This is a genomic window from Frigoribacterium sp. 9N (assembly GCF_902506305.1).
Classification (GTDB): Bacteria; Actinomycetota; Actinomycetes; order Actinomycetales; family Microbacteriaceae; genus Frigoribacterium.
Genome location: NZ_LR733391.1, coordinates 232946 through 242058, shown reverse-complemented (window position 1 = coordinate 242058; position 9113 = coordinate 232946). Strand labels below are relative to the sequence as shown.

General features: G+C 64.4%; 12 protein-coding genes. 6 read left to right on the top strand and 6 right to left on the bottom strand.

Annotated elements, in window-relative coordinates; all coding sequences use genetic code 11:
- Positions 1-103: 103 nt before the first annotated feature.
- A complete protein-coding gene (locus tag ARTHRO9V_RS01655) occupies positions 104-568 on the bottom strand; it encodes a DIP1984 family protein (protein WP_159825163.1) in 465 nt (154 codons plus the stop codon).
- Between the two features lie 195 nt (positions 569-763).
- Between ARTHRO9V_RS01655 and ARTHRO9V_RS01650 the strand changes: the two genes are divergently transcribed.
- Complete coding sequence (locus tag ARTHRO9V_RS01650; RefSeq protein WP_159825161.1) at positions 764-1330, top strand: recombinase family protein; 567 nt, start codon at positions 764-766, stop codon at positions 1328-1330.
- Between the two features lie 32 nt (positions 1331-1362).
- Here the strand turns inward: ARTHRO9V_RS01650 and ARTHRO9V_RS01645 are convergent, their stop codons facing one another.
- Together ARTHRO9V_RS01645 and ARTHRO9V_RS01640 are read right to left on the bottom strand one after the other, a co-directional pair.
- Entirely contained in the window at positions 1363-2454 is a 1092-nt protein-coding gene (locus ARTHRO9V_RS01645; RefSeq protein WP_159825159.1) for a DUF5677 domain-containing protein, read from the bottom strand.
- Between the two features lie 145 nt (positions 2455-2599).
- Positions 2600-2998, bottom strand: a complete 399-nt coding sequence (locus ARTHRO9V_RS01640; protein ID WP_159825157.1) for a hypothetical protein — start codon at positions 2996-2998, stop codon at positions 2600-2602.
- A 503-nt stretch (positions 2999-3501) separates the two neighbouring features.
- Here ARTHRO9V_RS01640 and ARTHRO9V_RS01635 point away from each other — a divergent pair.
- Positions 3502-3924 (top strand): hypothetical protein, encoded by a 423-nt coding sequence (locus tag ARTHRO9V_RS01635; RefSeq protein ID WP_159825155.1) that lies wholly within the window; start codon positions 3502-3504, stop codon positions 3922-3924.
- A gap of 108 nt (positions 3925-4032) precedes the next feature.
- On the opposite strand, the gene ARTHRO9V_RS01630 is transcribed toward ARTHRO9V_RS01635, so the two are convergent.
- Positions 4033-4449 carry a GNAT family N-acetyltransferase gene (locus ARTHRO9V_RS01630; protein ID WP_159825153.1) on the bottom strand — a complete coding sequence of 139 codons (417 nt, stop codon included), beginning with the start codon at positions 4447-4449 and terminating at the stop codon, positions 4033-4035.
- Positions 4450-4685: 236 nt separating this feature from the next.
- On the opposite strand from ARTHRO9V_RS01630, the gene ARTHRO9V_RS01625 reads away from it, so the two are divergent.
- On the top strand, positions 4686-5087 hold the full coding sequence (locus tag ARTHRO9V_RS01625) for a hypothetical protein (protein WP_159825151.1): 402 nt from the start codon (positions 4686-4688) through the stop codon (positions 5085-5087).
- Positions 5088-5276: 189 nt separating this feature from the next.
- On the opposite strand, the gene ARTHRO9V_RS01620 is transcribed toward ARTHRO9V_RS01625, so the two are convergent.
- Entirely contained in the window at positions 5277-5972 is a 696-nt protein-coding gene (locus tag ARTHRO9V_RS01620) for a GntR family transcriptional regulator (protein WP_056260688.1), read from the bottom strand.
- 90 nt (positions 5973-6062) lie between these two features.
- Here ARTHRO9V_RS01620 and ARTHRO9V_RS01615 point away from each other — a divergent pair, with 90 nt between their 5' ends.
- Positions 6063-7292 carry an MFS transporter gene (locus ARTHRO9V_RS01615; protein WP_146900986.1) on the top strand — a complete coding sequence of 410 codons (1230 nt, stop codon included), beginning with the start codon at positions 6063-6065 and terminating at the stop codon, positions 7290-7292.
- Positions 7293-7350: 58 nt separating this feature from the next.
- Positions 7351-7914 (top strand): SMI1/KNR4 family protein, encoded by a 564-nt coding sequence (locus tag ARTHRO9V_RS01610; protein ID WP_159825149.1) that lies wholly within the window; start codon positions 7351-7353, stop codon positions 7912-7914.
- A 54-nt stretch (positions 7915-7968) separates the two neighbouring features.
- On the opposite strand, the gene ARTHRO9V_RS01605 is transcribed toward ARTHRO9V_RS01610, so the two are convergent.
- Positions 7969-8394, bottom strand: a complete 426-nt coding sequence (locus tag ARTHRO9V_RS01605) for an ADP-ribosylation/crystallin J1 (protein WP_159825147.1) — start codon at positions 8392-8394, stop codon at positions 7969-7971.
- Between the two features lie 151 nt (positions 8395-8545).
- Here ARTHRO9V_RS01605 and ARTHRO9V_RS01600 point away from each other — a divergent pair, with 151 nt between their 5' ends.
- Positions 8546-9052 (top strand): GNAT family N-acetyltransferase, encoded by a 507-nt coding sequence (locus ARTHRO9V_RS01600; RefSeq protein ID WP_159825145.1) that lies wholly within the window; start codon positions 8546-8548, stop codon positions 9050-9052.
- The last annotated feature ends 61 nt before the right edge of the window (positions 9053-9113 follow it).

Sequence of the window (9113 nt, the reverse complement as noted above, 5' to 3'; positions counted from 1 at the left end):
ACGTGAGTCGTAGCGCTGCCCTCCGCGCCTGCAGGGTGACCGGGATGACCGCCGGTCGCGGTTCGTGCTCGCCCCGGTGACGTCTACCGACTCACCGCGCAGGTCAGTTCTGCAGTTCGGCCTCCCAGTTGGTCTTCTGGATCTCGACGTCGAGTTCGCGGAGCTCCTTGGCGACGGCGTCGGCACGGTCCCGCAGCTCGGCGACCGGCAGGGCCGAGAACATCCGCAGCTCGCTGCGCAGCTGGCGGTAGCCGCCGGAGGCGCCGCGGGCCGCGTCGGAGGCGGTCACGAGCAGGGCGTGGGTGGCGCGCAGGGTCTCGCGGCGGGCCAGGGCGGCGGTCATCGTGCTGCCGTCGGCGAGGGTCGTGCGGGCGTTGGTGAGGTTGATGCGCACGACGAGCGACTCGAGGGCGGCGAGGGTGTCGACCGCCTGGCGCAGCAGCTCGGCGGCGTCCTCGGTGGGCTCCTCGCCCTCCTGGTAGCGGGCATTCGCGGTGACGCGATCACGCAGCTGGTCGACCCGGCGCTGGGCGTCGGACCGTTGCAGGAGGGCTTCGGCGAGCTTCATGATGAGAAATCCTACGCACGTCGGGTGCGCGGCGCGTCGTGCGTGTCGCCGGCGCCCGGTCGCCGGTCGTTCATCGGGACACCTTCGCGACCGCGTTTGGCCGGCTGGGCTCAAGTGGCGCCTGGCCTGCGGATTCGCGTATGCCTGTCCCGCAAAAATGCCCGGTGACGGGGGTTTAAACGCTACAGTCGTCGGATGCTCATCGGATACGCCCGCGTCTCGACGTCAGGACAGGATCTCGCAGCACAACGTGATGGTCTTCAAGCCCTCGGTGTTGACGATCAACACGTGCATGTTGACCACGGGCTATCGGGGACGACTCGAGCCCGGCCCGGCCTCCGCGAGGCGTTAGCCGCGTGCCGTACCGGCGACGTCCTGGTCGTCACCAAGCTCGACCGCCTCGCCCGATCCCTGCGCGACGCAACCGACATTGCCGACGAGCTGACGACGAAGGGCGTCGCCCTGAAGCTCGGGGGAGCGGTCTACGACCCCACCGACCCAGTCGGCCGGCTGCTGTTCAACGTCCTCGGCATGGTGGCCGAGTTCGAAGCCGACCTCATCCGTGCCCGCACCCGAGAGGGCATGGCGATCGCCAAGGCCGCCGGCAAGCTCCGCGGCCGAAAGCCCAAGCTGACTCCCTCGCAGGAGAAGCACCTCGTGCAGCTACACCGCACCGGCGCCCACACCACTAGCGACATCGCCGAGCTCTTCGGCGTCGCCCGCTCAACGGTCTACAGAGCCGTCCGACGCAGCGACCAGTAGCCAGTCACATGGTTGGTGCTTCGAGAAACTCGCTAGTCGAGCGATCCTTCCTGGTCTCCTGCGGCCTCAGTTTCAAGTCCCTCTTCTCGGAGTTTGACTGCTGCTTCTGCTGCCTTCATGGCTGCCAACGCCTGTTCGACTAGATGCCGCACCCCGGTCAAGAGGAGCGCGCCATCTGTGTCCTTCTCCTCGTCCACCTCGATAGTGGCCGGGATAACGAGATCGAGGCAAGCCAGCAGAAGACGGCACGCCAGAGAGGTGGATGAGGCAAGCCCCAAGTTCGTAGGGCCAGCGGCAAATACGTCTTCGTCCCGAAATTTGATGAGCCCGTGATGCCATCCCGCCGAGTCGGCATGTACGTGCGAGCTGGTGATGCTGTATAGGATCGCCAGCTTAGGTTCGACAAAATTGGCAAGCTTGGTGAACGAGATCCGCTCTCCTGGAGCAAAGAGTGGCTGAGCCCACCCATACGCTCCACGGAACTCTGCGCCAAACTCAGCGATGAGTTCTTGCTCCCTTTGGGCCAGCAGGTCGAGGGTGTCGGCGTCGAATAGATCGTCTTCGAGAGCGCCACTGGCCGCCAGCTTCCTGGCCGTGTCCGGGTAAAAAACTTCGCGGTGCCGCGAGAACCGCTGCACCAATTCAGGATGAGCAGCATCAGGATTTCCGTGTTCAGCAATGACTGCGGCAGTGATGGCGAGCTCGTGCATTGTTCGTACGCGGGCTAAAGCTCCATTCGGATAACCGCCCTGAGCGAGCCATGTCACCTCAGCGAAGGCAAGCAAAGATCGTGCCCCCAGCCCACGCATGAGCCACTCGTACTCATCAAGGCGTTGAGCCTCGCCCTCCTCGCTGCTCGCATCCGCGTAAAGGCCAGCAATGTATTCGTCCATAGCCGTTGCGCCCCAACTTGCTGCCTCGACCGCCGCGGCATGCACACGCGCTAGCCGGTCGAAGGCGCTTCCGTAGTCCTGTCGGAGCCGGTCTCGAAACAAGGGCAGGACGTTCGCCTGATCTGAGGCGTCTTCGTCCCACAACTCGTCCAGCTTGCTTAGGAACGACGCGACGGTCTCCGCGTCAAGCTCCGGCTCGCTGCTACCAAAAGAGAGCTCCCGATCCGTCATGCTCTCGATGATTCTTCATGCGTGGCCTTTCTGGGCCTTCCCGCTGGTTTTCTCATGGTTGACGCTCGGATGGCTCGAGCGCAATGTCCGGTAGACGATCGACATCTAGGACAAACCGTGGGGTCCTCAACCGCCGTGACGCAGGCTAAGTCCGTCGAAGCCCTCGGAGCCAAGACGCCACGGCAGCGAGGTCGCCCCAGGCCCAGAGCAAAAGGACAAGGAATGCGATCGACAGCACTGCGAACACCGGTGGAAGGACGTAACCCACCCATTCGGACTGGCCATCGTTGACTGTTTCGTTGGGGCCGAGGTAGGCGGTGGGCTGGGCGTAGGCATAGGCGTGTCCGTCCGGCCCGGTGGAACCTGTCAAGACGACGTCGTCAAGCGTTACGTGCGCGTCAGCGGAAATCCACCGGCCGATGATGACGTCACCGCCACGGCGGCCGGCCAATTCCCGTCTCTCCTCCGTGAACGTGCCCCAGATCTTGGGCTCACCTCGATCATGCGCGGCGAATGCGGAGATGACAATGAAGAACGCCGCCAAGGCAATGCAAGAGACATACGCGGCCAGTTGACCCCAGCGCTGTAGTCGGAAGAATAAGGGTCCACGTGGTCGGGCGGGGCGCAGTGGAGGCACCAGGTCAGCGTGCCATACCGCGATGCACGTACCGGGTTCGAGCATCCGTCAACCCCAGGAGGGACCGTCTGCTTCACGTTGCGTTGCTCCACGGAGCCAGCCCACGAAGCAGTGCCCGATAGGGGATCGGGCTACGGACGATCCTCTGCGTCTTTGAAGCCTGCTACCACGGCACGTCGAATCACCCAGTAGAGCGCGTAGAGAATCGCGCACGTGATTGCAACGAAGAGGGCGGCGCTAGACAACGGGCCCATGACCCAACCGTACGAGGTGTCGTGGGCCGTAGTTCGTGAGTTGATCACGAGCTGTCCCGGTAGCCGATCCTTCGCCGCGACGGTTGCGACGTCGATTCTTGAGGCGAGTAGTCGGCTGCCCTGGCGCTGGGTTCATTGCTCGGCCAGGATGAGGCCATGAACATGGGGAAGTGGGCACGGTTGGCGATAGTGCTTCTGGGGGCCGGGGCGCTAGCGGGCTGCTCCTTCGCTACAGCGGATGACGTCTTTGCTGAGGAACAGGTCAGTTCGGACGCGCTGCCCCAAGTTGAGAGTGTGGTGCTCGAGGATCTCGACCCGGAGTCGGCGCGGTACCTCGGTGAGGCTGAGGGCTCGCAGTTTTGGGCGGCGCGGAACGCGGATGGCGAGTTCTGCGTCCTCACGAAGGTTGTCGAGGGCGGTCCCAACGAGATGATGTCTGGCTGCAGCCCAGGGGATGGCGACACGCTCACGATCTCGATGAGCGGAGGGCCGGCAGCTTCGTGGTCGGCCGTAGAGAATCCGACCGTGCCGGATGGCGACACGCTGCTCCGCGCCCACCTCCTGGTGTCGCCCCGCTGACTGCACAGTCCGCCAGCCGCCTCATGACGGAAGGACGGCTTGAACGGGCTGGCTTAGCGTTCGTATCGTCCCCTCCAGTGTGACCAACCTGTCCCACTAGGGGATCGTCTACTGGATACGAGCCATCATCTTGGTGGGCTCTCGGAGCGGGGCAAACCCGAATTGTGCGTAGAGGCCGTGAGCGTCACCGGTGGAGAGCAGGATGCGCTTGAGGCCAAGGGGTTCAAGATCATCGATGACGGCTGCCGCGAGCATCTTGCCAAGGCCCTGCCCTCGCGCCGCGGGATCCACGAAGACGTCGCAAAGCCAGGCGAAGGTCACCCCGTCGGTGACGACACGGCCATACGCGACCTGTTCCGAGGTCTCGTTGTCGTAGATGCCGTAGTTCCGGGATGCGTCGATTGCTGCATCCTGCGTCTGACGGGACCGGCCCTGAGCCCAGTAGGACAATTCGCTCAACCAGTAGTGCACACGCTTGCGGTCAAGCCGTCCTGTCGAGGTAGAGACGTGATGACGCTCAGACATGCCGACAGCCTATCGGCGGTGCCCGGTAGGCGATGGGCAAGTGGGCATACCGCACGCCAATGAATCAGGACGGGGCCCGCCGGAATACACGCTTGCTCGGCCCTGACTTCTCGTTGTCGCGAGTGTCTTGCGCTTAGTCACGCGGGTTCTAGACACTAGCGCTGAGGCCAAACTTGGCCGAGCTGAGGATGAGTAGGACGGGCCCGACATTGAATAAGTTCGCGAGGGTGGTGGGCATGCTGGCTGTTGCGACGCTTTTAGCAAACTCAGCGTCGGCCTGCTCGAGGGAGGGCCAACGTTGTCTGCCGGCTGCTCTCGTCGCGTTTCCGGATGAAGTCGTCGCCGGTGGGATCGTGAAAGTGTCCAGTCCTGCGGTCGACTGCGATCTCGGCATTGGCGCCGACGCCAAGTACTCGATGGTTCTGCAAAACGAAGCGGACCCGTCATCGCAAACCGAACCGCTGAGCGTCGATGTTGCAGCGGACGGTTCGTTCGAGGCTGACCTGCCCGTTCCTGACGGCTTCCCGGTGGGGGTCGCTCAGGCGCCAGTCACTGGAAGTCCGCTGGATAAGTGTGATGATCGCGGCTCGTGTGCCGCGTACCTCGTCCCGGTGCAGATAACGGGTGACAGCGGCTGATCTGCCTCCGCTGCCTGCGTGCCCGATAGGGGATCGTTCACCGAGATCAGTTTCGGACTGACCTATCGAGACAGCCGGTGCTCCGTAGGCGCGGGGGAGTGGCTAGCATCCGCCGGTGGTCGGTGACCGATCGTCTATCGAACGCCTCCCCAAACGGTGGAAGCACCTGCACGCTCCGGGTGCGAATGGTCAGACAGCAACCAGGGGTGGTGGAGTGGTGGACGACTCGATGATCGCGAATCCGCGACCGCGGAGCCGGCGCCGCTCGTCGGATAAGTAGCCCAGCAGGCGGTCGCGGGTTCCTCGGCTGTGGGAAACAACAAGCGCTACTGCCTTCTCGGAGTCCCTCGATCGGACGGCGGCGATGATCTCGAGATGTTCCGCGCGAGCGTGTGCACGGGACTCGGGAGTGCGCACCTCAAGCCACCGCGTCCGGCTGAGCCGGGTCAACGCACCACTCATCGCGTCGGCAAGGAACTTGTTGCGAGACAACCGGGCGAGAGCCACGTGGAAGTCCCCGCCGTCCCGAAGCCCGCTCTCTTCATCGTCCCCGTCGGGCATGTCGATGAGCGCACGCAGAGCGGCCAGTTCGTCATCACCTGCACGCTCGACAGCAAGAGCAACAGCTGCGGTCTCAACCGCTTCCCGGTACTCCATCACGGCCCGAACCTCGGCCAGATCGATCGGAGTGACCTGCCACCCTCGACCCGATCGTTGAGTAAGCCCCTCGTTCTCCAACCGCATCAAAGCAGCTCGGATCGGAGTGCGTGACGCCCCGAGCAAGGACTCGAGCCCCCGCTCGCTCAACTTCTCTCCCGGCACCAGATCCAACGACAGGATCGCCGCCCGCAACCCCGGGTACACGCCGCTCTCGCTCGTACTCATCCTGACCCTCCTTCGGTATACCATCCGAGGATACCATTTCGGGTTACCACTTAGGCGAAGCCTGCGAAGTCCCTCACTCTCGGAGCACCCATGACCTCACTCAGATCGGCCTCGGACACGTCAGAGATCTGGCGTCGTAATCTCCTCGTGTGCGCGCTGGGCTCGTTCACGACCATCATCGGCATGACGCTTATCCTGCCGATCCTCCCCCTCTATGTCCGCGACCTCGGCGTCGAGGACCCGGCGGCGGTGACCCTCTGGTCGGGGATCGCCTACGCGGCCACGTTCCTGACCGCGGCCCTGACTGCCCCGTTGTGGGGATACCTCGGCGACCGGTTCGGCCGGAAGCCGATGCTGATCCGGGCGAGCCTTGGAATGGCGGTCGCGATGTCGCTCATCGGCCTGGCTCAAGACGTCACGCAGCTCGTGCTGCTGCGCCTGCTCGTCGGGCTCCTCGGCGGCTACGCCTCCGGATCCACCATCCTCGTCGCAGCGCAGACCCCGAAGGACCGCTCCGCCTGGGCTCTGGGCGTTCTCTCCTCCGCGATCATGGCCGGCACCATCGCGGGCCCTTTGATCGGCGGTACCCTCGCGCAGACCATCGGCGTGCAGGGCGCGTTCCTCGCAACCGGTGGACTGATCTTCCTCGCCTTCCTCGGCACCACCCTGTTCCTCAAAGAGATCCCGCGGCAAGGCTCGAAGTCTGCGAAGTCGAAGCGGTCGGGCTCCTGGGCCGCCGTCCCGCAGAAGCCTGCGGTCCTCGCCCTGCTCAGCCTGTCGACCCTGCTGATGTTCGCGACCATCTCCGTCGAGCCGATCATCGCCGAGCACGTCCGCACCCTCACCGGCACGACCGACAACACCGCCATCTACGCCGCGGTCGTGTTCTCCCTCACCGCGTTCGGCACGATCCTCTCCGGCCCGAACCTCGGCAGACTCGCCGACCGGATCGGACACCTGCAGGTCCTCACCATGAGCCTGATCGCCGCAACCCTCCTCCTCGCCGCCCAGTACTTCGCCGATGACCTGATCACCTTCGCGATCCTCCGCTTCCTCACCGGTATCGCTCTCGGCGGCATCACCCCCACCGTCGTCGCCACCATCCGCAGGCTCCTCCCTGACACGAGCGTCGGCCTGGTCCTCGGCTACAACGTGTCAGCGCAGTACATCGGCCAGGTCGCCGGCCCCATCCTCGCCGGATGGCTCGGCGGCACCACCGGCACCAACGCCGTCTTCCTCGCCACCGCCCTCGTGACCGCGCTGGGACTCATCACCGCAATAGCCATCCGACGCCACTTCACACACCAACTCGCCAAGTAGCCCCAGCCCGGTCCGGTAGCCGATCGGCTGTCGAACAGGTCGCGTCTATGCTGGCGACGTGTCTGCCGCCGAGGTCGTCAAGCTCCTTCGAGAACGACGTGTCGCCCTCGAGGCGGGGCTTTCCGAGGCTGAGTTGCGTCTTGCTGAACGCCGATACGGCGTCCGTTTCGCCCCCGACCACCGCGAGCTCCTGACCCTCGCGCTTCCCGTGGGTGATGGCTGGTACGACTGGCGGGCCAGAGGGGGCGAGCGTGTCCGCAAGGCGATTCGAGAGCCTTTCGAAGGTGTCCTGTTCGACGTCGAGAAGAACGACTTCTGGCCTGCGTCGTGGGGCGAGCGCCCCGACTCCTTCGCGGCGCGCTCCGAGGTCGTGAAGCGACAGGTCGCCACTTGGCCGCAGCTCGTACCTCTGTACGCCCACCGCTATTTGCCGGCTGCGCCGTTCGGTCCAGGGGCCCCGGTATTCTCCGTTCACCAGACGGACGTCATCGTCTTCGGCACGAACTTGCTGGACTATGCAGCTCGCGAGTTCGGCACGACCCGGGTGCTTCCGGAAGGCGACCTGGACACGAGCGGGCTGGAGCCCTGGTCCCTCTTGGCATTCGAAGGATACGTTCCGTAGGGCCGAACACGACCTGAAGGCGTCCCGATAGGGGATCGCTCCCCGCCCACTGCCTCACGGCGCACTACGGACGGGCCACTCCTCCCGGAACTCCTTGATCTCGCCATCGGCGTCATCGAGACGGAATGTGCTGACGAGCGTGATTGGCCCCACGAGATTCGCGTTGAGTTCATCGAGGCGTTCCGCCGGAATCCAGTACTCAAGGATGCTCCGCCCACCCACCTGCTGGACGTCGAAGCCTTCGAGGAAGCTCCGACGCACGGAGAAACGAGTGACATGGCCGACGCCTGAGGCCTTCGCGTTCCATTCTCGGGCGATGCGCGCGGCGTAGTCCTCGTTCAGCACCGGGTAGAAGATCGGCTGATCCGGCAGTCTCGGGGGCCACAGTGACCAGCCACTCGCCTCGACGAGCTCGAGTTCCTCCGGGCCCGTGGGCCGCCAGAGCACAACGCTGCTGTCAGCGTCCGATCGTGTGGCCATGGGAACAGAATGCTGGATGGAACGCTCATTTCCTAGCTGTTTACCCGTCGACGTGGGCGAGCGTCGACGAGGCTCCTCCGCGGCGCCCGATAGACGATCGGTGAGCGAACAGCTACAGCATTGAGGGGCATCCTCGCGCCACACTTGATGGGTGACACGCATCGTTCAGGCCGAGACCGGCGACGCGGACGCGATCGGTCTCTTTCAGACCCGTTGCTGGGAGCAGACGTACAGAGGTATCGCCCCGGACGAGTTCCTCGACGCGACGACCACTCAGACTCGAGCCAATCGCTGGGCAGAACGGATCGCTAACGGTTCTCGTCGGGTATCAATGGCCTTGTCTGACGACGGCCTCCTCCTCGGCGTCGCCAGCACCACACGTCCCGACCAGGCCGTCGGTGGTCTGCCGGCGCTGGAGCTGTCCACGATCTATGTCGATGAGCGAGCGCACGGCACCGGTGTTGCTGCCCAATTGCTGCAGGTAGCGCTCGGGGATGAGGACGCGCACTTGCTCGTGTTCTCGTTCAACGAGCGAGCGCAGCGTTTCTACTCCAAGCACGGCTTTCACCACACCGGGGACAGCCAGACCGACCCCGGAACGGGACTAGAGGAACAACGATGGGTACGCCAAGGACTACAGCAAGCTCCGTTCCGATAGGGGATCGATCATCGGACTGGATCTTCTGCCAGACGCGCGTCGGGTAGAGGTGACGATCGCC

Excerpts from the sequence above, each read along its gene's own strand:
- ARTHRO9V_RS01620 (WP_056260688.1), bottom strand. The coding sequence starts at position 5,972 with ATGAGTACGAGCGAGAGCGGCGTGTACCCGGGGTTGCGGGCGGCGATC.
- ARTHRO9V_RS01615 (WP_146900986.1), top strand. The coding sequence starts at position 6,063 with ATGACCTCACTCAGATCGGCCTCGGACACGTCAGAGATCTGGCGTCGT.
- ARTHRO9V_RS01655 (WP_159825163.1), bottom strand. The coding sequence starts at position 568 with ATGAAGCTCGCCGAAGCCCTCCTGCAACGGTCCGACGCCCAGCGCCGG.
- ARTHRO9V_RS01625 (WP_159825151.1), top strand. The coding sequence starts at position 4,686 with ATGCTGGCTGTTGCGACGCTTTTAGCAAACTCAGCGTCGGCCTGCTCG.
- ARTHRO9V_RS01645 (WP_159825159.1), bottom strand. The coding sequence starts at position 2,454 with ATGACGGATCGGGAGCTCTCTTTTGGTAGCAGCGAGCCGGAGCTTGAC.
- ARTHRO9V_RS01650 (WP_159825161.1), top strand. The coding sequence starts at position 764 with ATGCTCATCGGATACGCCCGCGTCTCGACGTCAGGACAGGATCTCGCA.
- ARTHRO9V_RS01635 (WP_159825155.1), top strand. The coding sequence starts at position 3,502 with ATGAACATGGGGAAGTGGGCACGGTTGGCGATAGTGCTTCTGGGGGCC.
- ARTHRO9V_RS01630 (WP_159825153.1), bottom strand. The coding sequence starts at position 4,449 with ATGTCTGAGCGTCATCACGTCTCTACCTCGACAGGACGGCTTGACCGC.
- ARTHRO9V_RS01605 (WP_159825147.1), bottom strand. The coding sequence starts at position 8,394 with ATGGCCACACGATCGGACGCTGACAGCAGCGTTGTGCTCTGGCGGCCC.